This is a genomic window from Bacteroidota bacterium (assembly GCA_018831055.1).
GTDB lineage: Bacteria > Bacteroidota > Bacteroidia > Bacteroidales > B18-G4 > M55B132.
On record JAHJRE010000139.1, the window covers coordinates 1 to 23,859 of the forward strand.

18 protein-coding genes are annotated in these 23,859 nt (G+C 35.1%); 2 read left to right on the forward strand and 16 right to left on the reverse strand.

All coding sequences use genetic code 11. From position 1 onward, the window contains the following. On the forward strand, window positions 1-296 hold a 296-nt coding region (locus KKA81_08560), incomplete at its 5' end, for a hypothetical protein (protein ID MBU2650973.1). Window positions 297-330: 34 nt separating this feature from the next. Here KKA81_08560 and KKA81_08565 read toward each other — a convergent pair. After that, the gene (locus KKA81_08565) at window positions 331-864 is read right to left on the reverse strand and encodes a hypothetical protein (protein ID MBU2650974.1); all 534 of its coding nucleotides are present in this window, start codon (window positions 862-864) and stop codon (window positions 331-333) included. A 276-nt stretch (window positions 865-1,140) separates the two neighbouring features. Here KKA81_08565 and KKA81_08570 point away from each other — a divergent pair, with 276 nt between their 5' ends. Then, window positions 1,141-2,349 (forward strand): ATP-binding protein, encoded by a 1,209-nt coding sequence (locus KKA81_08570; GenBank protein ID MBU2650975.1) that lies wholly within the window; start codon window positions 1,141-1,143, stop codon window positions 2,347-2,349. A gap of 291 nt (window positions 2,350-2,640) precedes the next feature. On the opposite strand, the gene KKA81_08575 is transcribed toward KKA81_08570, so the two are convergent. The 15 genes from KKA81_08575 to KKA81_08645 form a co-directional block, all read right to left on the reverse strand. Then, entirely contained in the window at window positions 2,641-3,057 is a 417-nt protein-coding gene (locus KKA81_08575; GenBank protein ID MBU2650976.1) for a hypothetical protein, read from the reverse strand. A 39-nt stretch (window positions 3,058-3,096) separates the two neighbouring features. Next, window positions 3,097-3,288 carry a hypothetical protein gene (locus KKA81_08580; GenBank protein ID MBU2650977.1) on the reverse strand — a complete coding sequence of 64 codons (192 nt, stop codon included), beginning with the start codon at window positions 3,286-3,288 and terminating at the stop codon, window positions 3,097-3,099. Between the two features lies 1 nt (window position 3,289). Beyond that, a complete protein-coding gene (locus KKA81_08585) occupies window positions 3,290-4,912 on the reverse strand; it encodes a toll/interleukin-1 receptor domain-containing protein (GenBank protein ID MBU2650978.1) in 1,623 nt (540 codons plus the stop codon). Window positions 4,913-4,921: 9 nt separating this feature from the next. Then, window positions 4,922-6,448: a hypothetical protein gene (locus tag KKA81_08590; GenBank protein MBU2650979.1), complete on the reverse strand. Its 1,527-nt coding sequence runs from the start codon at window positions 6,446-6,448 to the stop codon at window positions 4,922-4,924. Window positions 6,449-6,451: 3 nt separating this feature from the next. Continuing rightward, complete coding sequence (locus KKA81_08595) at window positions 6,452-6,667, reverse strand: hypothetical protein (protein ID MBU2650980.1); 216 nt, start codon at window positions 6,665-6,667, stop codon at window positions 6,452-6,454. Window positions 6,668-6,787: 120 nt separating this feature from the next. Next, window positions 6,788-8,617 (reverse strand): NAD-binding protein, encoded by a 1,830-nt coding sequence (locus tag KKA81_08600; protein MBU2650981.1) that lies wholly within the window; start codon window positions 8,615-8,617, stop codon window positions 6,788-6,790. Between the two features lie 262 nt (window positions 8,618-8,879). After that, window positions 8,880-12,533, reverse strand: coding sequence for a hypothetical protein (locus tag KKA81_08605; protein MBU2650982.1), 3,654 nt, complete (start codon window positions 12,531-12,533; stop codon window positions 8,880-8,882). Window positions 12,534-12,543: 10 nt separating this feature from the next. Continuing rightward, window positions 12,544-13,533 carry a hypothetical protein gene (locus KKA81_08610; protein MBU2650983.1) on the reverse strand — a complete coding sequence of 330 codons (990 nt, stop codon included), beginning with the start codon at window positions 13,531-13,533 and terminating at the stop codon, window positions 12,544-12,546. 22 nt (window positions 13,534-13,555) lie between these two features. After that, the gene (locus KKA81_08615) at window positions 13,556-14,869 is read right to left on the reverse strand and encodes an SUMF1/EgtB/PvdO family nonheme iron enzyme (protein ID MBU2650984.1); all 1,314 of its coding nucleotides are present in this window, start codon (window positions 14,867-14,869) and stop codon (window positions 13,556-13,558) included. A gap of 122 nt (window positions 14,870-14,991) precedes the next feature. Further along, window positions 14,992-15,345, reverse strand: a complete 354-nt coding sequence (locus KKA81_08620; GenBank protein MBU2650985.1) for a DUF4062 domain-containing protein — start codon at window positions 15,343-15,345, stop codon at window positions 14,992-14,994. A 9-nt stretch (window positions 15,346-15,354) separates the two neighbouring features. Next, window positions 15,355-17,583 (reverse strand): DUF1566 domain-containing protein, encoded by a 2,229-nt coding sequence (locus KKA81_08625; protein ID MBU2650986.1) that lies wholly within the window; start codon window positions 17,581-17,583, stop codon window positions 15,355-15,357. Between the two features lie 17 nt (window positions 17,584-17,600). Further along, window positions 17,601-18,107 carry a hypothetical protein gene (locus KKA81_08630; GenBank protein MBU2650987.1) on the reverse strand — a complete coding sequence of 169 codons (507 nt, stop codon included), beginning with the start codon at window positions 18,105-18,107 and terminating at the stop codon, window positions 17,601-17,603. A 142-nt stretch (window positions 18,108-18,249) separates the two neighbouring features. After that, window positions 18,250-19,857 (reverse strand): sigma 54-interacting transcriptional regulator, encoded by a 1,608-nt coding sequence (locus tag KKA81_08635; GenBank protein ID MBU2650988.1) that lies wholly within the window; start codon window positions 19,855-19,857, stop codon window positions 18,250-18,252. A gap of 114 nt (window positions 19,858-19,971) precedes the next feature. After that, complete coding sequence (locus KKA81_08640) at window positions 19,972-21,894, reverse strand: ATP-binding protein (GenBank protein MBU2650989.1); 1,923 nt, start codon at window positions 21,892-21,894, stop codon at window positions 19,972-19,974. A gap of 29 nt (window positions 21,895-21,923) precedes the next feature. Continuing rightward, complete coding sequence (locus tag KKA81_08645; protein ID MBU2650990.1) at window positions 21,924-23,828, reverse strand: ATP-binding protein; 1,905 nt, start codon at window positions 23,826-23,828, stop codon at window positions 21,924-21,926. Window positions 23,829-23,859: the final 31 nt, after the last annotated feature.

Consider the following 23,859-nt stretch of genomic DNA (forward strand, 5'->3'; position numbering starts at 1 on the left):
CATGGACTTTAACGATTTCTGACAATATTACTGACGACACATCCCATCAATCAATAAATCTTATTCAATTAAAATCTATAAAGTTTATTGGGGAAAATTTTGAAAAAATGACAAATAATAGAAGAGCAATTAAAGCAGAGTTAACTTCTTTGTCAAATGAGAAATCTGAATGGTATATTATAAGTCCCCAAAATAGCCTTTATGGTAAAAAAATTAAAATGGGTTTAGAGATGGATCAATATATTCCAATAGCTAATATTAACAAAGTCACATTTTATTTTCCAGAAAAGAAATAGGCAAAGGAGTTAATATTAAAATATCAAACCGTCCTTAAGGTGCCACAAATTTAATTTTCTGCTTTTTGCATTTACCCTCCAGATACAGATCGGTATCATAGTCCCTTATCCTAATAACCTCCAACCACAATTCTGTTCCGCCGGGCTGTTTTAAATAATTATAAAACTTGATGGTTGACTCGAATTGAGGGAACAGGACAATATCTCCTCCTTTAAATCCTGCTTTTTCGAACACTCCACCTTCATTTAAATTGTTGATCATAATTGGTTCTATGGGAGGATTTCTGGATAGATAAGGTGTAGTGATTGTAAAACCATATCTTCTTTCGGTTTTGTTCTGGTACGTATCCAGTAAATAGAAAAATCCTAAAATCAAGCCTCCAAAGAATAAGATTTGCACAAGCCTGTAAAAAAACGTTAGTATGTACTTGATTATAGCGTAGAGTTTAGCTTTGATACGGATAGAACTAATTTTATTAAGGTCATCAACCTGACCATCAGGTGAAAGGGGAGCTTGCATAATTGCCACTCTTCTGGATGACAAAAAGATTATGATGGCTTGTTTCATGCGCATGACGTTATTATTCGGATTTAGAAACAGAACAATTGTGCCACATATTTTAAGATACTGAAATTTAGCGTAATAGTAGTCCTGCCTGATTGGGATCGCGCGAAAATTGCGAGGGCTTATATATTTTCTATAATTTGTGAAAGTATAAAAAACTTTTAGCTGAAACAGGTTAGCATCATACAAACTAAAAACAAAACTAAATAATTTACGTTTATAAAATAAATTATTGTACGTTTGTAACATAAACTATTTTGCAGGAGTAAAAAATCAAACATGCTTAAAGAAGTTTTGAAATCAATTTTTCTTTCACAGCAGGAATGGTTGGTGGAAGAAGATCGGGAAATAACCCGGGATCAGCTTACAGCGTTCACATCGCTTACACCCTTTGGATATATCTTAACGGGAGTAAGACGCTCGGGTAAGACTACCTTATTGAAGCAATTGATGCGGCATCATGGTTCGGTTAACTATTTCAATTTTGAGGACAGCCGGACTGCAGGTTTTGAAGTTAATGATTTTTTGGTTGTAGAAGAACTTTTTTCTGAGCTTTCCGGTACCCCGCAAATGTTATTTTTTGATGAGATACAAAATGTTACCGGCTGGGAACGGTATATCAGGGATGCTATAGACAGGAAAAAGACAGTAATAATTACCGGTTCAAATGCCAGGCTTTTAAGCAAGGAGTTGGGTACCAAATTGATAGGACGACACCTTGATTTTGAGGTATTCCCCTTTTCCTATAATGAGTTCCTGAGGTTTTTCAACCTGCTGCCAGGCCCGGAGTCATTCTCGTCCTTTATCTCAAAAGGGGGATTCCCGGGATTTTTAAATATGGGCAACAAGGAGATGTTATCAACCCTGGTTTCGGATATTCTGGTGCGTGATATTTTTTCAAGGTATAATCTGAGGAACCAGGAGGTTTACCGGATGATCGTACAATTCCTGTTGAGTAATACCGGCAGGGAGGTCTCGTTCAACAAACTGAAAAATACCTTTGAGGTTGGTTCGGCTTCTTCTGTAATGGAATTTCTGAATTATCTGATGGATGCTTACCTGATCTTCCTGGTGCCGAGGTACGATACTTCCCTGAAGGTGCAGGCAAAGAATCCGCGTAAAGTATATGGCATTGATCAGGGGTTGGTCAATTTTTCCTCCGTTTCCGGATCTCCTGACCTGGGAAGATTACTGGAAAATACCGTGTATTTAAACCTCAGGAGGACCAAAAACGAAATATGGTATTTTAAGGGCAAAAAAGAATGTGATTTTATCTGCCGTGAAGAAAAAAACAGGTATTCGGCTATCCAGGTTTCCTGGCAGCTTGGCCAGCAAAACGAAAAAAGGGAAATCGAAGGGCTGCTGGAGGCCATGAACCGGTTAAACCTCTCCGAAGGTACCATCATCACTTTTGACCAGGAAGATCAGCTTGTAAAAGAAGGAAAGACCATCAACCTGATCCCGGGATGGAAATGGATGGGAACATGATAAATTATTAAGATTTCTATTCCCTGGAAACAAACGGATTAAATTTCAGCCTTTCTCCACATTTAGGGTGTCCAATGTCAAACTTTCATCACCTTCAGGTTACATGGATTCACAAAGATCCAGGTGCGTATGGTCCATCTGGTTTTTGTTCCGTTTTATTACATCCGCGGCTTTGCAGAAAAACTCCACAAACTGCTTGTCCGATAAACCTTTTGCCCATAATAGTACTTCCAGGTCGGTAATTGTTATTACTGTTAGATGGTTATGTAAATTCCCATGATATTCAAATAGTTATTTTTTTCCTGAAAATACATAAGCCCAGTTAATATCTGTGGCTTTTTTTAGTTCCTCCCGCAAACGTTTAAAAGTAATATTAGTACGGATCATCTTTGACAAAGGAACAACATCTGCATCCGGGAGCAACAGTTTAATTTTTTGCGCCCCTGTGGAATTCATTGAATGCACAATAACCTTCGGATTTGTTATTTTGGATTTTGCAATAAATTCCGCTACGGCATCACCTTTTCTTATTCCCGCAAGGTCGTAATCCAGCGAGATTAAATCGAATTGATAAACCTCCAACAGCCGTATGGCCCGCTCTGCAGTATGCACCATTATCCAGGCATGATCTTTATAAAGATCTTTAAGTATCTTTTGTCTTTCTTTGGTATCTTCTACTATAAGTATTCTATATACTGGTAAATTCATCTTTATTTCTTCTTTCCGTTTTGCTATCAACTTTTGCCCTCAATTATTTTTGAATACCGGTCCATTATAATCTCCCCCTGCAATAAACGGATTAAACTTTAGTTTCTCTTTGCATTTTGGGCATTCTAAAAGCAGGCCGGGGTGTTCCCAGGCTTCATCGGGGAGTTCGAGACAGGGGGATTGATCAGGTACTAATAGATACTTTTTCTTAATGGAATCAAGGGTTGCCAACTTACTTTTGTTTCTCCATAGCATTTTGAATATATCCGAGCAAATTCCTGAAACTGACATCCAATGAATGGCCTGTGATCTGAATATTCTCCCTTGATCTTAATCCTACCGGCAGATCAATGGGGTTGATGTTTTGAGTCAGGGTAAATAATTCACCTTTTTTATGTTGCGACAATAACAACATCTGAAAGGTTCTCCATTCATAATCAACCCAACCGGATTCGAAACACTCGATATCTGACCCTATTAATACAAGGCAAACAGACTGTTCCAAAGCGCTGTCAATTGCTTTGGAATATTCACTTGTTCCTAAAAATTTAATGCTTTTACTGCTGCAAAATACATTATAGTTATTCTTCATCAGGAAATCGTACAATAATTCTGCTATGGCCTGGTCCTTTGACTTGAAACTAATAAATATATCAAAACAATCTGACCTGCCTATTGTTTTCGGCTTCTGCTCAGACTTTACTATCAATGAATCAATTTGGTTTTTTTCATCTTTTAACCAATCCTGATATTTTTTGGCAACTGCGCGGGTTATCGGGCAAAGGTCCAGATCAGTTTTTAATTCAACGGATTCGAGGTATTTGGCATGCTGTTTTTCTGTTCTGAAATCACTTTTAAAATGTCGTTTTAAATATTGACTTTTTAAAATCCTATCGAATTCCTTTACTGAATATCTTTCTCCGCAATAATAAAAAAACTCAGGCTCAAATCTATTCAAATGAAGGTTACTAAGAAACTTCTTTACCGGGAAAAGTCCAATTATCCGATCCAAAATAAACCCTTCTGAATGCCCATTCTCCTTTCTGATAAATCCAACTTCACCATCGTAAAGACTAAATTCCCCTTTTAGATTGATCAGTGCAATCTTATCTATTTCAATGGCATTGTCTTCAGGGGTTATATTCACCCAAAACCCATCATGAACATATTGTTCTTTTTCATATTTTAGTTTGAGTATATCATTTCCTTCAATCCATTTCAAAGGGATTGATTTTCTTTTATACTTTGAAAGATCATATTTGACCAGTTTCTTATTCCATAACTTCAAAGCTGTTTCCTGTGTGCCACTCATCGTATATTCATTATCAACATCAAAAATGTACAGAATCATATTTTCATGATCGGCAATGATAAATTCTTCACTAAATTCACGATAAACAATTCTTAAAGGATTTCTGATATCATCCATATTATTTGCAGCCCCGTTTGCAATGTTCCAGCCTACAGGGAAAACAGCACGGTAAAACAGGCAGAAGTAGTCATGTCCATTGATCTTCATAATGGGTAATACCCCACCATTGGCATAACGAAATGGAAATGATATGCTGTTAAAGTTGTAAGAAAGTATGTGAGGATCTTCTTCGAACTTTCTAAGCTGGTTAATTATCGGATTCTTCTTACCCTCCTTAAATCTATCAACTAAAAAATCGTTTAACTGATGCCTGGCTTTGGGATCCCTGATAGCCATGGTATTGTTTTCTACTCTGAATTGCAAGCACTTACCATTTTCATGGCGTGAAAGTACAAATTCATCAACCAACACCTGGATAAATTCATCATAAGAGTCACCGAACCGATGAATAAAGGGTTGTGATTTCAGGTTATTTGTTTTCATTTTCTGAATTTAGTATTCAATTTTAGTCAGCCTTGTTGAATATTGCAAATCTTGTGAAATTAAACCTAATAGGGTATGATTTTGAAGGAATTCCAGATTGTTTTCAATAAACCGCCTCAACATGACATATTGAATGCCTCCAACTTCCTTATTGTTGAGAAGAACATCTTTTTGTATTGCGTTGATTGTTCCCTCACGAACCTTACGTTCATTGCCCGAATCGGCATAGGCAATGATTTTATACCAGCGAAGATAACTCTCTTCACGCTCATCAATAGCTTGTGACTCGTCAATTTTAAGGATTATGCTAATGTATCCCTCTCGGTCATAGCGCTGGGTGGAACCCTCCTGGATTCTTTTAAGAATTAAAAGGCGTAGGTAAAGCTGAGCTATTCTTCCTACAGGTCTTTTAGTTTTGTCATCGATGCCTTTAACAGATTCAACAGCTTTTTCAAGGTTTTCAATTGAATTCTTCAGTTCTAAGGTTGACTTTGTAATATGCCATTTCCACAAATGGAGGCCCCCAATACTATTATATAAACTGAATATTTGATATGGGTTGTTATTTTCAGATTTAACTTTACTCTGTGCTATTTCGAGACCCATTTTCATCTTTTTCAATCCTTCATCAGCTGCTACTTTGGAATGGTCACGCTCTGAAATAACCGATCCGAATTTAACGTAATCCTCGGGTGTAAATTTATATCCTCCTGGTTTACAGTGCAATTTGTCCAAAATTCTGAAGCTTAGATCATATTGCATTTTGAAGTACAGCAATACAGCTATTTCGACTATCTGCTCACCTTTTAGATCAGAAATCATGCACAGCTCCCCAAGTGCTCTCGCACCAAATAGGCTGTCACCATATTGTTTTATCAGTTCTCCGGGCTCCTTCTTTTGCTCAACCCATTGTCGTGCTGCCATTTCTTCAAAGATCTTGTTTTCAGTATTTTCGGTTTTTGGCATTTCAATTTCGCTTGCTGAAGCCTGGTATTGTTGTGTAGGGTTTTGGCATTCAGGGAACACTTTTTCTAGTAAGGCATGTACAGGACTATCCGGTCTTTTTTCCTTTGCAGACATCAGAGCATCCTTAAGACGGAGAACTACTTCCTCGACAACCTCCCAGTCAATATCTTTTCCATTATACCTATAGAATATTACCCTCGATAATCTTATGTCAAAAGGAAGCTCAGTACCCTCCCGGCACATTAAAATAGTTCCGCCTGGTGATAATACATGCCTAATTCCTAATTCGTAATAAACATTCGGATTTCCCAAGGACAAATCTGCAAGAACGAATGCCCTGTCCCGCAGCTCTTTGAACATTTCAGAATGAATGATGTGTGAGCCTGTTTGCTCATCTGCCCGGATGGGCTCCATGCCGGCTTCTTCTATCGCACGTCGTATCACAATGCGATAGACCTTGTCAAAATCAAAGTAATGATTAGGTTCATCCGGAATGGGTTTAACGCCAAAGGGCATTACTACAAAACACTTATCTTTTGCAATGGCTTTTTCTTCTAATACTGTATTCATGTTTTAACTTATTTGATAAAATAGTATTTCGGTTTGATCATATCGCAGTAAAGGGAATCTTCTTTCGCTATGAATAGCGTATACATCTTCAAAAATCATCAGGCCCAGTTGCTCCACCAGCTTCCTTACATTTGGCTTTTTAAAATTTTCTCCATCCAAATAGAGGGGTTTGGATTGGAAGTAGGAGGCGAGGGTAATATGAACATCTTTTCTTTCCACTTAGTTAAAAGTATGATATATTGATTAAAATTGTTGAAGCCATTCACTAAAAAAAAGCAATTAGCACTGATTGACCAATAAGAAGAATGTATATGGCAAATCATATGCTTGTTAATTATATCAACCTTCCAATTTGCAAATCTTCATTTTGAATTCTTCTGATTTCAATATTATTGGAATTTCATTAATTGCATCAATGTCATACTGTTGTATATCACCTAATTCTGCCCAGGAAACTAAATTGTCGTGTATTTTCATTTTGTCATTCCGTTTTCCATATTTCCATCCCGACAGAAAACGGTCAGCATTCCAGCGGCGATGTTCCATATTGGCTAATTGATCGATTAATGTCTTATTATTAGGGAATGGTGACTCAGGCCTTAGATCATTCATATCGCATTTCTCACAACCAATTGCACGAAGTTTTACATCTATGTGTGCTGCCAGGCTTCGATTGCTTTGCTTGCATTCTTCACTCAACTGGTTCCATTCAGTCATACAAGATTTTGGTTGTGGCTTTTCAATTTCTTCACCCTTTCCCCTTTTTTCTTCATATTTTTTCATTTTCTCTTTGAAGCGTTTTCGTTCTTCCATGAACCACCTGTTATGGAATTTTTCTGCCAGTCTTTCAATTTCCTCTTCAATTATATTATTATAATTACATGCATCAGTAAAAGGATCATAAATATGATATTTGTTTTCAGGTTTAACCCATTCAGGGACGGGGACATTATCCGGTTTACAGATTACTGTGTTAACATCATTGTTGTATATACTCTTGATTCTATTTAGGGTCATGGTTTGTAAAATAACATCTTCATGGCACAGATAGATCACTGAAATCGGTACTTTATTTTTGAATGTATTTATGATTTCCCTTGTGAGAACTTTGGATTTACAGTTGATCAATTCAAGTTCTATCACCTCATTTATGTTCTCATATCGATCGAGGTAATGAACTTTAAGTTGATCCATGTTTTGATCAATAACAGTAAGCTGTGTTTTCTTGTCATGCAGAAAATGTGCTGAACGCCCCATCATTGTTACAAGTGACTGAGCAAATTTATTGAAACCAATGATCAAAATATGTAACGGTGGTGCATTTACATCCCTGACAGGTACAAAAATATCAGGGGCATATTTCTTGAATACCAGTCGTGCAGCAATTTCATCCGCATTAAAAATCCTACCATCAAAATTGTTTTCAGTAATTTGAAACAATGAATATTCCTGAACATTATCGATAATCTCAAAATTATCAACATGAGCAAACGCTCTCAACACTTTTTTTGGGTTACTATTTTTCACCAGTATTTTTGCATTCGAAAGAATGCTGAAGTTTTTTAGATCATTTCCGGTCACTGTAATTAAATCCCTGGCCTCATGTATTCCTGCCCTTATCAATGAGGTATCAATATTGGCATCCTGCCTTATTAAAATACAATGAGTTTGATCATCCGTATAAAAGTGGTCAGTCTCAATGGTCGGATCAATAACAACTACTTGTTTATCGTTATCAACCAAATTTTTTACAACCCGTTTTCCAATTTCGCCATATCCGCAAACAATGGTGTGATCTTTCCATTTTTTAATGCTTTTCATTTTCGATTCATTTTTCCATAGCCTGAAATATGCAGAAACAACCGCCCAAACCAGCGCCAAAGGAAACAACCAGCGGGAGAACCATAACAAGGGATTTTGAATAGCACTCCCAAATTTATCTGTATCATATTCAAATTGTGATAATTGGAAAGCCTGGTATATGGATTGCTCAATCTTTGCCAGATCATTAAATAATCCCTGGACAGGAGCTGATGATCTTAAATTGTCAAGAAAACCGGGCCAGCCAAATTTTTCAAGTATAAATCCAAATATGCCAGATACCAGTGCAATACCTCCAAGGATGATTGGAATTCTATAAATTCTGGTTTTTTTGATTTTTTGCTCCATACTAATCTATGTTTTTTTCGAATTAACATGTTTTATTTTTGCTCATAATAACAGCACTAATACTCATCTCCTCCGGCAATAAACGGATTAAACTTTAGTGCTCATCACAATTATGGAATTTGTTCAGTAGAATGTCAGAAAATCATTTATCTTAATCACGTTCAATTATTTTTACCGATAGGTCTTTGACTTTTGTAATTCTCTTAAAAAATAACTCTTACCACAATATTTCGAGTGTATTTTGATTTGTGCAAGTCTCAAATCAGTTTTTAAAATTATATCCCTCTTTAATATTGATTTTAAGAATAATATCCTTTATATCCATTGAAATGCTTTCAATTGGATAACTTTCTTCTATTTCTTTCTTCATTGATTCTAGCTCAATCTGTTGTTTTTTTGTTACCAAAGCAATATCCCTGAACATTAACAACAATTCAGAGCTTACATTTTTTCCGAAAGCGTTCTTCGTTATATTTGGAGACAATCTTGCTGGTGTATAAGCAAGGATATAAACAAAAACAGCTAAATTCTCAGAAATAATTCTTTGCAAGAGTCTTGTTCTCGGAGGAGTGTTAATGGAAGCTCTTAAAACTCTATAAGCAAGCGATGATCCTTGAGGATGTAGGCTTGTGGTTCTAAATGCGATGCTCTCGATTTCTCTTTTTAAATGTCTTAAAGTTTCATCCTGTGCATTTTTAAATTCGATGATCACGAGTTTTTTATTCTCATGGTTGTATACTGTTAATTCATTATTGGCTATTTCAATTTTTGAAGGGATAAAGGCACCTTTCAAATTCGTATCAAGGTTTATTTTATAATCACTTATCACTGCACCAACAGGAATTTTATGCTTTACTAGTCCTTTTAGGATATCAACATATTCTGGCTCAGCTAAAAATTTTAGCTCAATGAATTTTATGTAAGCAGGAGTATACAAAGGAAGATTTAGATAGCTAATTTTAAAACGTTCACTACTTTGAGAGGCGAAATGGCTAATTAAATTATTCGCTTCAGATAAAAGGTCAAAGCGGGTATATGAGTCTTCCTTGAATGGATCCTCAATTAGTGGTTCTATTTTTGAGTTTCTTAATACATCTAACTTCTTTTTATCGTCCCCCTCAATTCCAGGTTTGATACTTTCAATATTTCGGATAACAGTATTGAATGATTCTGCGATTAACTTATTCTCGTTTATTTTAAAATCATTTTGCTCGATATACCAGTTGTTCAATTCGACAACAATTTGCATTTTTCTGTCTGCAGTATTTAAGTAAAAATATGGCTCATATTCATTGTTAAATTTATAGGAGAATTTCAGGATTTTATCATTTAGTATATTAAGCACAAACTCATTGTCTATTTTCTTTGCATCATCCAGATATTTGCTGGTTTGAAATTCATTCCAGATTTCCTCATCAATAGAATTTAATGAATCAATAATCCTACTTATCTTCAAATTTCTGCTATCTTGATCCATTTTCAATGCAATCTGAAATTGATCTTTTAGTATTTCGTTAATTACTAATTTCTGAATGTCAGATTGAGTTAATGCGGCATAATTTCTTACAAATGACACTTCTTTAACATATTCCAGAATCTCCATGCAATTCATATCCTTGGTATGAAACAAATGATGTCTGTATTTATCTATTATGCTATCATTAAGCTCTGCAAGAAATATTTCGGATAGTTTAATAAAGCCTGCTATATGTTTGAAGCATTCGTTATCCTGAATCATTTGGCCTATCTCCTGGAAATATTCTTTCTGTTCATTTGTAGCCTTGTTTAAATCATCTATAAGAATCAGTTTGTCTTTATATTTTTCACCATAGTATGCCAGCCTTACGGGAGTATCAGCTAGATCATAAGGAAACAGTTTGTAAAACTTCTTTAATCTTGCATATCCTGTATCGAATGTTTCAATACTACCAATTTCTTCCAAAGCCAGCTGAAATTCATGAATCGTTTTTAGGTTTTCGTCTTTAATTTCACCAAAACATTTCCAAAACTCATTAAAAAACTTTGAACATGATAATATTGGATTAATCTTTAGTAAATCTCTGATAATACTAGTGGCACCATCAAAATTGTTAGAATTTACTGCTTTCCTGAATTCTTCTTGCATATTATCGATATCCTTATCTGTTGTTGTAACTGTATTTTTATAAACCCAAGGAAGAACAGGATGTATTGTTCCAATTTTTTTATGGAAAAATATACAGTTCATTTCCGAATTAATACCAAAATAAGGTGTTAGAATGATATCATTTTTCTTGATAGAAACGTTAAAGCTAACATTTGGCTCTAAAAAAGGCATCATATTTATTCCTGCTTTCCTAAGTTGCATATAGATTTCATGCCAAATCTTTTCACGGACCTCTTCATTCCATAGTTTATATAAATCACGAAGTTCTGTAGTTCTGAGAAAAAATGAAGGCCATCCTCTTACTAATGCCTCAAATAATACAGTTTGATTAATTTTTTTGTGAAATGCAACTCTTTGCTGACGCTTGCTTGCATCCCGCTTTTTATTTAACTTTTCAAATATAACTGGTATATTCTCCTGTAAATATATTGGTAATGTTTGAGAGTACTTTTTAACTATCTCTTCTAAAGCATATTGTAAGTTATGCCATAAGTCACTTAATGATTTTGTAGTTCTAGGGTTGTAAATATCTCTTAAATCTATTGATATAACTGGATCAGGAAGTCTGCTGATTACATCCTGGAAAATTTCCCATATTTTTGGAATGGCATCTCTTTCATCTTCATAATCCAGGATAAGTATCTCAATCATTTGAATAATCCAATCAAAATCGTGAAAAATAAAGTAAGGTGCTGTTCTTTCAAACCTATCTTTATAACTTGTTGTTCCGTAGTCTAAATCCTTAATATTCTTTGTATTGCGAGTCCATTTTTCAACGCTGGTTAAAAGTTTCCTAAATTTGTCCTGAATAGCAAAATCCTCAATAACAACTCCTTTTATTTTTGCATTGTCAAAATCATTTCTCCATGATTGATAATACTCTTCTATTTCCTGGAAATCTATGTCTTTTTTCTTTTGTTCCATTGAGGTTGTAGCAGTATAATAGTCTCTGGTTCCAGAATAAGGAATAATACTGGTATTCCATACTTCATCTGACATATTTTCTCTATCCCTGATAAGCCCCAAAAGTTCAAAGATGTCATTAACTATCCATTTCCCATAAACTTCAGCTCTTCTTTTAATATCTTGAATTCTAAAACTGTGAAGTGAGTTTGCATGAAGCTTTAGAAGTTTTTCATAGATTGCCGTTCTGTAAATACTATGATTAATCTTAAATTGAATTGGCTTATTAAAGTTATTTGTTTTAAATTGCAAATAGTCCAAAAGACCAATATTCATTTTATTGTCGCTAATATTACTAATCGTTGCAATCATTTTTGAGCCATTAAACTTCTTGCAAGCTTCAATAGTATTAATTCGAAAATGACTCAATTTTGCATGCCTTTCATTAACAACTTTTACCAGGCCTGTTTTTTGTTCTAAAACTGAAAGATCATTTCGTAGTTGCCTTAATATCTTTTGGTCTTCATTATTGGTATTCTCAGTTTTGATCCATAAGCTTCCCGCTGTAAACAGTTCTAAATTATATGATTTTAGTTGTAGGATAGCTTCAATAAATAATGAAGTAGCTTTTCCGCAAACATAAGAATTAGAATGACCAGCTTCCATTACTTCAATGATTTGGCCTTTTTCATCCGTATAAAACCATACACTTATGTTACTTCCATTTATTAGTCCATATGGTTCTTCAGTCCACTCTAATAGTTGAGGTACATTATCCTTTTCGTGAAATGGAGGCATACCAAATGGGTATCTTTTGCCTCTTATTGAATCGATTATAGTATGGATCTTTCTTACAAGCTTATTCATATATTTGGTTTTAATGGTTTAACTTTATATTTAGAAGTATTGGAATTGCTACCAAACCTTCATTTGAAAAAGTATTTAAGCTAATTGATTCACCGGCATCCAGACGGGTTAATAGGGCATCCTGATTCAGAAAAAATCTGTCACTTATTGTTTCACCATATAGTCGAGGAATAAAGCTTAATTTCTGATCCTCTGACATATACGTTGTTGCAATATCCAGACCTACATTTCTACAATATGAAAGAGTGTTCTTAAGGATTTCTTTATTCCCGGGATTCTCTTCGGAAACTTGAAGAATTACCTTTGTTACTTGCTCATTGAGATCAACGTTTTGCTTCATTAGCTGACCAACTGTTCTTCCAAAATCTGAATTTTCATTCATCTGTTCGGCTAGTGTTACCATTACTTCTGTCATATCTGAATTTGACATCAGGTCTTTAAAATGTTTTAACAGAATATCTGGATCAGGTTCTGTATTATGTTCATTTGGATCAGTTATTCTTTCATAAGATATACGGAGAGCATCACCTTTTAATATTTTATAATCAATATGAGCATCCGTTGGAAAATCTGGATCAGTTTCCAATATTTGTTTAAGAATCTCACCTGCTCTGTCATCTACATCCAGGTTCATTAATGATAAAACATCTGCTTTCACTACATCATTTAAGTCTTCACTTAAACTGTCAATTGTATTATCTGATAAAATCTCCTTCATAAGATTTTGAGCATTTGGACAATCAGACAATGTCAGCTTACTAATAATATCATATTGAATGTTTGAACCAGGATTGTTAGTATAAACATCAACAAGAGCATTAAAACAATCTGAATTATATGCTGATGAATCCAATCCACTTATTAATGCATCTACTACTCCAGACTCTAATTTTATATTACCTGCTTCATTATTAACTATTTCGATTGCCTTATCAATTGAAATACTACCTGAAATGTTAAATGATGGCAGATAAGAACCATCGCCAAATAATCTTTCCATAATATTTGTTATTTGTTTATTGCTATTTTTTTCGTTTAACACACCGAAATCCAATTTCTCTATACTTATGATTTTTATGTCTTCTATTCCGTTTTGCTACATTTCCATTGTCCCAGGTAAGCCATGAAGGACCTCTTACTACTGCTTTTCTTAAAGTACTATCAATATTAACAGGATTGAATTCCGTAGATTCACGATAATAGTTTTTTTCGTAGCCATCCAAACACCACTCACTTACATTACCATTTAGATCAAAGACATTATTGTGATTCGCTTTAAAGGTTCCAACTGGTGATGTAAAAGGAAATTTATCATTTTTTAGGTCCACAGGCTGATAATCTGGGAAGTACTCCAGGATTGAACTGTCTGGATAATTCGTCTCAAATGGAAGAAATTGGTATGTCGAGTTATTCTCAGAGTTTCTTGCAGCTGATTCCCATTCTGCTTCAGTTGGAAGTCTTTTATTCTGACGCTCACAATACAATTTCGCCTCAAACCAGCTTATATTAACAACTGGGTAGTTAGACCATTTTGGATCTGTAAAATAATCCGGCATGTTTGGGAAGTTTGGGTCAGCAGGAATCTGTATATTCTGCTCCTTGCAATATTTCAGATATTCTCCAACAGTAACTTCATTTTTATCAATCCAAAATGGAGATAGTGTAACATTGTGTGAAGGGTTATCTGAATTAATACCTGACTGACCTATTGTTACTAATCCTCCATTTATCATTTCCATATTTTTCATTTCCCTATCTGGATCTGATTTGAAGATATCGCTTATTGGATTCCAGAAATATATAATTGCAGCAGCCAATAGAACAAATAATAATAATTTGACAAGGCCTTTTTGGGGGAAGATTTTAGGATCGACTATTGGTTCTGAGGGTGAAGGGTTCTCTCCTAATGCATTCCTAATAAAACCTAAGATATTCTCTTTTGATTTATTGCTATGAATAAATGCCTGGCGTATACGAAGTGGTCGAGGCAGTTCTTCTATTGACATGCCATCAATATATGAATATATTTGACCAACGGGCTTTCTTAAATTTAATATATCATCATAAAAACTCTCCCATTCAAATTTTACTTGCTCCGATTCTATGTGATCTTTTGAAGTCCCTACAACTATGAGTATGCTTGATGTATCAAGAGCATCATTTATTGCTTTTTTATATTGAGATGTTCCTGTTTTTTTAATAGATTCATTACTAAAAAACACGGTATACCCAGATTCTGTCAGGTAATCATATAGTTCTTTCGCTAACTTACTATCTCTTGTTTGTTTTCCTTTACTATCAAGATTCTTAAATGAAATAAAAATATCGTGTGACATAATAATATATATATGCTATTTCAATACAAATCAATCACCACAAAAAAGGAAATCATTTACTAGAAAGACTTAAAATTGTTCTAATTTATGATTTACCTGCTCCCCTCGGATCAATGCTAACATTAATGTATACTTTCTTTTCCCATCACCGAACATATCCATCTCCACTCCGGAATTATTTCCGGAACAGGTTGCCAGCCATACCGGTTTCCCAGCAATACAAGGAAGTTAGGTTTTGGAGAAAGTTTTTGGCACCTCGAGATCTCGTTTAGACAAATGTCAACCGTTTTCTGGTTCAACTGTGATTCTTCATTCACCCCCCAGCGTAAATCTACTGCCTGGAAACGGGCGCCATTTTCTTCACAAAACTTTTCAAGTCTCGGAAATACATCTTTTTGTAAAATCCATCGCTCCTCTTTCATATCCTTAAAGGTAGAACTTACAAATACACGGAATACTTTGGTTTGTTGTGGCATAATATAATATTATTTTTGTTTCTGCAAGAACTCATCAATTAGTTTTACTATATTTTCAGAAAAATTTTTCTGGTCTTTCAATTCTTTGGTTTTAGCTACTAAGTAATCACCTCCTTGCCTATGGCGATAAACATTTAAGACTCCTTCAACATACTCTTCCGTGCCCTGATCCAATAATTTTAGAAAATATCTTTCCTCTTCTTCAGGATATTTTTTATTTATTAAATGAAAGGCATACAATCTTGCATACCTGTCTGTTTCAATTTCTATAAAAGAGGCTATTGTTTTAAAATCTATTTCTAATGGATATTTGTTCAGAGTCATTAATGTAATTGTCTCTGTTCTGATTTTACTGTCAGGATCTTGCAACAAATCGGATATTTTATCAGAATAATACGTGATTCTAAATTCTTTTAGCGTTTTTATTGCGGTATATCTTATTACTAAGTTAGGATCATCAGTTAGCTCAAAAAGTAATTCGATTATCTCTTTATCAGATTTGTTTGATACCTCAGACAAGAATGTGATTGCATCCCTGCGCCCTACAATTGATTTGCAATGCAATGCAAAAGCCTTGTAAATTTCTGATATTTCATTTTTATTTGAGGGAGAACTTACAGCCCTGAAGTACTTTAAACACTCCAGATGGATTAAATCTGTCTCCCTGGGATGCTTGAATTCAACATTGGCCAATAATTGCACATTGTTCATGCACATAGGTGATCTGTAATACGATAATAATTTTAGCACTTTCATTACCAGTACCGAATCTTCAGTCTCGTCTTCAATGAGATTACATAATATTTTTATTATCTCCGTATCCCTTTTTAATTTTCTTAAATCACGAAAAACAAGTTCAGAATTTTTATCTACTATGTTTGTTGAACCACCACTTCCCGGATAATATCCTCCAGAATGACTGAACCGTAAATCCATATCATCGATAATTTCTCTTACCTGCTTATCGAGGTTAACATCAATAGAGTTAAAATCGGATTTCCTATTTGCCTCAATTTTATGACCTAGATCATATTTACTGTTCTCTTTATTCTTTTCCTTACTTGCTTCTTGTAAAAGTTTTTTTATATTTTCTTCTGCAGGGTTGAAGTTTCGAACCCCCATTACATATCTTCCACCAAAAGGTCCTTCTAATAAGTACTTTCCACTGACAAAATCAATAAGTATCCCCAACTTCTTTCCCTCTACTTCTAAAGTTTTTTCTGTCCAAATTCTCAAAAAATCAGGAAAAATATCTGTATCTAAAAAAATCTCTTCACCTCCTTCTGCTTTGTGGTACTTAACATCTTGTCTTCTTTGCTTTTTTTTACTGATAATGCTTGTTCCTTCGTCAATAGTAGGTAATCGCCAATCGCTAAAACCGGCATAGGATATTGCATTTGATGTAGCTATCCAATTTATGGCCTCTTTAAAAAAATAAGCACTATTAGGTAAATTACTAATCTGCCACATTAATCGAGTCTCACTATCTATAACAACAGACTCATTGCCAAGTTTTAACTCAACAAATCTGCTTTCTCTAAATTCATCCTTTATTTTATATGAATTTTCAGATGGTATGGGTTCTATTTTGATTTCTTTTCTTACGTTTTCATTGCCTGGTGAGGTATTTTCTCTTTCTTTATCGAAACTTTCAGGTTTTGCAATTGCATTCTTATTTTTTTCCGGAGTACCTGATTGTATTTCTTCTGCTTTAGGAGGACTATTTTTACATGATCCTTTGTATTTTATCCTTTCAATTGTTCTTTCCAATGAGGTTAGAATGCTATTTCTGGCTTTAAGAAAATTTCTTTTCGAGTCAGTAAATTCAATTAAAGGAGTTGGATCTCCTGGGATAATTTGGGTCTTTACTAACCAGGATGCTGGATGTCCTGAAGGAAGTGTCCATGGCTCAACTAAAATAGGCACAATCTCTAATGTATTCTCATTATTCCTTTTTTTAATCCATGGAAGTTCGTTGTTTATTATGAAATCAGAATTTATAAAATCCCTGCTAAGTAATAGAATGGCAATATTTGCTGTATCAATTTCATTCTTTATTTTTTCCTCATACTCAACTCCGGGTAGAGTCTTTAAATCAGTATCATACCAAATGCTCACTCCCAACCATTTTAGGCTCTGCTCAATAAATGGGATTAAATTAAATTCGGCTGATTTATCTACCCAAGCAGAATTTTTGTGAGAATAACTTACAAAGATTTTAATTTCGTTATCATTCATAATTAAATCTTTTAGTTTTAATACAAATCAATCTCCAGATAAACCAGCGAATCATTTACCAGCAAGACTTCAAATTGTTCTATTTTATAGTTGACCTGAGACCCTGAAAGATCAGTAGCTACGTCAATATATAGTTCTTTAATTCCATTTGAATCTATGTCATCATAACCGGAAACCGGACCAATATTAAATGCGGTGTCTTGAGTTACTTTTATGATGTTCAATCCCATAGCCCTGCAATAGTTTCCACCAGAAAAATAGGGAAAAGCATAGTAGTTCTCGTAAAGGTATTGCAGGTTTTCGTTTATGTATTCTATGGTTGTTTCAAAGAGAAAATAGCTATTTCCAGTTTTTGATAGTTGGACAAAACATTGGTATTCTGATTCGGATGAATTGTCTTTTAATTCAAAGATGTTAAAGTTGAAGTTTGTAAAATTTTGGGTGTGAATAAGTGTGTTGTCAGTGTTTTTTACTTTATTGCAGTTTTGCTTATTTTGGATATCCTCACAAGAATATATAACCATATAAATGGGAATTATCATTATTGAAACGTGCCATATATTCGTTCGGCTTTTCATCCAATAGTAATTTAAACCAAAGATTTTCAACCCTGTAATAATCTTGTTGACTCTTTACATAATGATGCAAATTGTCAAAATAATAGTTCTATTTTGGATCAGCAATTGAAAACTCTACAATTCTGATCCCTTCCCCAAATATCAGCTCATTACTCAGTTTATCACCTGTGAATATAAACTTCAGCGGGTTCCAATATTTTAGCATTATTTGCAGGGTATTTAAGTCTTCGCGTGATTTGAGTTTGTGTAGGTTGTCGAGAATAAATATTGGATTTTTTTTCTTGCTGAAGTAATGATCAATATAACCGGACATTGCCGCAGCATCAATATCTAACATAAATGGCTTGAAGAAGGGAAGCTCTTCCAATTGTGTATATCCTTTATCAATCAGGAATTGAATCATTTGCTTTATGAATGATTTCATCCCCAGTTCTTGCAATTCGTGATAGTAAACATCCCTGTCTTTTAGTAAACTTTTACCAGTTAACAAGGCCAATGTTGTTTTTCCTGATTGGGGTTCGCCACTGAGAAAGATATGGTCCGTTTTTCCAAGAAAATCAATAACATCCTTTATTTCTTCTTCTCTATCATCAGAGGGAATTAACGTATCAGGAAGTTTAAATAGTTTTTCTTTTACCTTTTCGTCTATGTGGATTTCTTTTTGAACTTTTAATCTGCTTTGAACTGCCTTATACCGGTCATTCCGATTCCCAAAGTTCTCAATGATATTGGCTTCCAGCAATTTTTTGATCCTATCCTGAGCTGTCCGGCTTTCAAATGAAAAGAGATTATCAATATCCCTTCGCATAAATGGCTTACTGCCAAGTTCTGACAATATCTGAACCCATTTATCTTTTTCTTCCTGTTTCCAGGTAATATCCAGGTTGTCAAAAGCTGCCTTAATATCTGGATTTATTGGGACAGTCTTCCCAATTGTTTTGTATTCATTTTCAATTAAAGAAAAGTATTTGTTAAGATTCGAAAGAAATTTTTCTGCATTTGGATCATTTGCATTTATAAGAGCAGCGCGGATAAAATTGTTCAAATCCCTGAAATTTCCAGGCCAGTTTCTTTTTTCTACCAGAGGGATGAGCAAATCAACTATTTTGTGTTTAAGTTGGTAGACTACTTCATGAAAATTTCTATCATTGGAAAGAAAACTATTAACAAAAAAAGAAACTGCTCCAGGTATATCACCCGGACGTTGATCAAGTCCTGGAATTTCAACAACTTGGCCCAGCCTGAATAAAAGTTGGGGAAGCAGATCATCGGGTGAACTATCGGTAGCACCAATGATAATCACATCTTGGGTGTTATAATGTTTGTTTTCGCCAAGCCTTGTGGCTTCACCGGGATCAATAGCCCTTAATAAAAGTGCCTGGACATCTTTGGGGAGATGGCCTATCTCATCTAAAAAGAGTACTCCATTTTTAGCCTCCTCGAATAATCCTTTTCTGTCATTCATGGCACCTGTATAGGATCCTTTTTTATGACCAAACATCTCGCTTCTTGCCATTTCGGATGTGGTGGCAACACAATTATACTTTAAATAAATCCCGTGTTTGGAGTGAGATTTTACAAATTCATCATAATAATATTGAGCAATAAACTCCTTCCCAGATCCCGTAGGGCCAAGTAATAAGCAATTCTGCCCATGCACTGCGTATTTCCTTATCTGATTGTAAATTCTTTTCATTTTAGGGTCTTTAATAATAAAACCCTTAGTAGGCTGATTGCTGTTCATAAGGAATTCCTGCTATTTTCAGGTAAAAATAGCAGGAATTTTCAAATTAACAAATTTTGGTTAATATTAAGATTGCCTTTCACTCAACATTTGTTTGATGAGGGCTTTTCTCATTGCAGCAACGGTTTTTTCCTTAACAAAATGATAGAATGGTGAGTACGGCACCAGTAGTTTTTGGCATAAAGCCAGCTCATGGGCAATATAGGTTAAGGTGTAGTATGCTTTGTGCTCGTTTTTACTATTTACCAGGAATTCGATAAAAGGATGGTTGAGGCGCAATCCAAGTAAGATATCTGTCCCCATAACATCTTGTTTTTTAGTTTTTTCACCTTCAATACTTACGAAATTTGAAACATAATCTTCAGAAAGAGGTTGCCCTTGCTGATTGAACAATCCGGTTGAGATATAGGCCCCTTCTTCTTTTACTTCAAAAAAAGTTGCTTGAATATTCCGTACCGATATCCTAATGTTATTTGAAATGGCTTCTTTCACATCCTTATTTCTGAGAATTTCATTAATTTCGATGATCAACTCAAACTGCTCCCTATCCAGTTTTTTTTCACCTACAAATTTGCAAAGCGGTGTCAGGGCTGATTTACTGACGATTTTTCTTTCCACCAGTTCACTGATCATTTTATTGTCATTTTGTATATAATCCAGATCAACAATATCTTTAAAAATGATGCTGAAGATGCTTTTATAAAAATCGGGAGCTCCATGAAAAGTCAGGCATGGCTCAGGTATGACAATAAAATCATGTTTGAATGCCCCTCCCAACCACCTGAGATTCTTTAGTCTTTCTGAATAAAATAATGGTATACCTTCAGTTAGCGAATGTTTCATTTCTTCAAGTGACATAAGTTCATATTTATCAGAAAGTTTATAAACTTTTGCCTTGGCCAAACTTTTAACCACAGCGTTTTTTATAGGATCTTTACTGTCATATTTTTCAGGATCTGCCAGGTAATCCCTTATTGGATACCGAAGAATGTATTGATTTGCCAGTATCACCTGGCTATCAAATGATCGGTTGAGATGATCATTTAACTTGTCCATCATCATTTTTCGGAGTAAACCAATTGAATAGTCAAAGTTATAATCAAGGTAATAGCTGTCGCGGCTAATTGTCAGCCGAAGGTTATTGTTATTGATGGATGCATTATATCCTTTGATATAGGGAATGCCTTTGGCTTCAAAATCCCTCAAATCGGAGCATATACCATGCCCCCCCTTGGGGAATATTGATAGATCAATGCTCTTGATGTATTCGTATTTGCAAAGTACCGTTATATGCTCATACCAGCCGCTCCTTTCAAGAAAACCGGAAACAGGGCCCTCATTGTATATTTTCAAACCTTGTCTTTTGGCATCTTCCCATATTGATTGAAAAGGTGCGCCATTAATGGTCATTTTGCAGGGATAATACCTAAGGCTCTTTTCTGCATAATGCAGACATTTGTCAACACTTGCATTTCTATCGAACCAAACTTCAATACGGGTACTGTAATTAATTTCTTTTTTTAATATCTGTATATCAATTTTTGGTTTTCTGTTTGGGTCAGTAATGGTAAAGGTCATTTCAACTACCTGCTTTTCGCAAAGGGTTGTTACAACAACTTTTTTTGTGTATAATCCTGGATTGAAAATTGAAAAGAAACCAATACCAAACATCCCTATCTTGCTTGAATCTTTATCCTTATCTGTTCCTCCAAGGGTGAGCAATAGTTTTAGCTTATCAAGGGACAACCCGGTACCATAATCGGTAATACTGATTGTGTTATTTCCCGTTACTATCTCACCTTTTCTCTCTTCCATGGGAATATCAGAAGAGTAACTATCAATATGGTTTTGGATCAATTCTTTAAATCCTTTTCCCGGATCGCCACCAAACTGGCTTGTTATGATTTTAGGATAACCCTCATCTACATCTACATCCAATCCTTTATCGAACTGAAAGGATTCGAGAATATTATTAATCTTTTGTTTCATAGTGTTTAAATATTATTTTTTCAAATCTGTTAATTCAAGCCAAAGTCAAATCCTGAATCCTTAAGTAAATCGCGAATGGATTTTCTCATCTTTTTGAATTCCTTTACTTTTAAGATGGATGCGGAATCACTTGAAGTATTTGCTTTTATCATGGCATCTATAAGCAGTAAGTCTTCGCGAGATTCGGCACTCAGAAAAGAAAGTATCCGGTTATCTTCAGTTAAGCACATTGCTACTGCCCAATGGCCGGCAAGCTTGGGAGCTGTTGCGGTAAGATTTACCAATTCTTTAACATCAGGATGATGCAAATTAAGGATTACGGTATTTTGATTGATAATAAAGCGGTGGGTCAAACAAGGCGTTTTTCCATCACGACTTACAAGGTAGTTCACCTTCCAGGTTAAATTGTTAAATGCCTTAGCTGCATCCTTCTGCTCAGGTGTGCCGTAATCAGAAATTTTTCCCTGGCCACCAAACAAGCCGAAACCATCGGATTCTCCCATCCTGTCATATTGCTCGAAAGATGACTTTCCCTTGTTTAATCTTAGAATATCGTCTGCAAGGCCAAGGTTCTGTTGAAAATCAATTTCTTCTTTCGAAAGTTTTAATCCTGAGGTCGCTGGTGCTTCAATAACTACATCATTAAGGCTTAGATTGATCAACTCTTTTTTAAAATATTCCTGCAAAAATGCTATCCCGCCTTTAGGTTGATTTTGAAGTAAAATAGGTGCATCAAAAAATGAGTAATCAACGCCGGTATTTTCACTTTCTTCAAGGTAGATTTTTCCGGCCGCAGTAACCAGTTTTTCCAACCTTACAAGCGATACCCTTTTGTCTGGGTATATTCTGAAAAGCGGAATATTACACCATTGTTTATTATGATCGGGAATTTGGAAAACAAGAGCTGCGGCTATATCCTCCAGCTCATTTTCCAATCTGGCATACTTACCTGGCTGAGATGTAAAAATGTCCAGTAGGAAATTAAAGTAGTGCGGTATAATATCCTCCCTTATCTTTCTTGATATGGGGGCAAGAATATATTCATTCCTCAGGCAATGCCGTCCAAACGGCAATTCAAATCCACTGCTATTAATTCGTATTCTCAGATGGGGCAATTTCATTTTGTTTGATATATCATGTGATAACAGATTATATCTATCGGAAACCAATACTTTGTTCTGATAAATCTCATTGGCGGCAATGCCCACACCTAGTACGACATCGAATTGATATCCATGTAATTGAATGCTATATGACCTTCCATAGTCTTCACTATCAGCCGACCAGTCCTGCCTGATTTTTTCAACAACACCATGAATGCCTGTTTCTGGATCAGCCGGAAAATGCAACTCTGTTGTAAAAGGCAAGTAAGAAGTGTATTTCCTCAATATTTTTGATAATTTCAACATCACCTCATCGGCTGTTTCCTTTGTTTCGAAGGTAATCTCGAAAAGTGTACCATGAGGAGGAACATCGCTGATACTATATATTTGAATAGGTTCTTCAGATAATAGGTTGCCAGCTTCGGCAATCCAACATTCCATTCCGTTGGATGTTTTAACTTTGAATTTTTTCTGTCCTGGGATGGCTGCCACGCTTAGTTTCCCAATCCCAAACTGACCGACAGTTTTACCGGGCGCTCCTTGCTTTCGCGAACGGTAAAGCGTGCAAAAATCAATGATGCCCTGCCTGTCCATTCCATGCCCATCATCTGATACAATCACTGTAATTTCACCATCACTGCCTTTTATATATACCTGGCACATGGTGGCCTGTGCATCGTAACTATTTACTACATATTCCCGGATCCATTCATTGGGGTCGGTAAACTGGGCGCACATGTCCCTTTTAATATGAGCATTATCGGCCTGGATACCGGCCTCTTGAATTTCGCGTAATGTTGTTTCGAATTGCTGATTTGATTTTTTATTCATAGTGTCCTCCTTTTTCTTGCTTTATTTATGT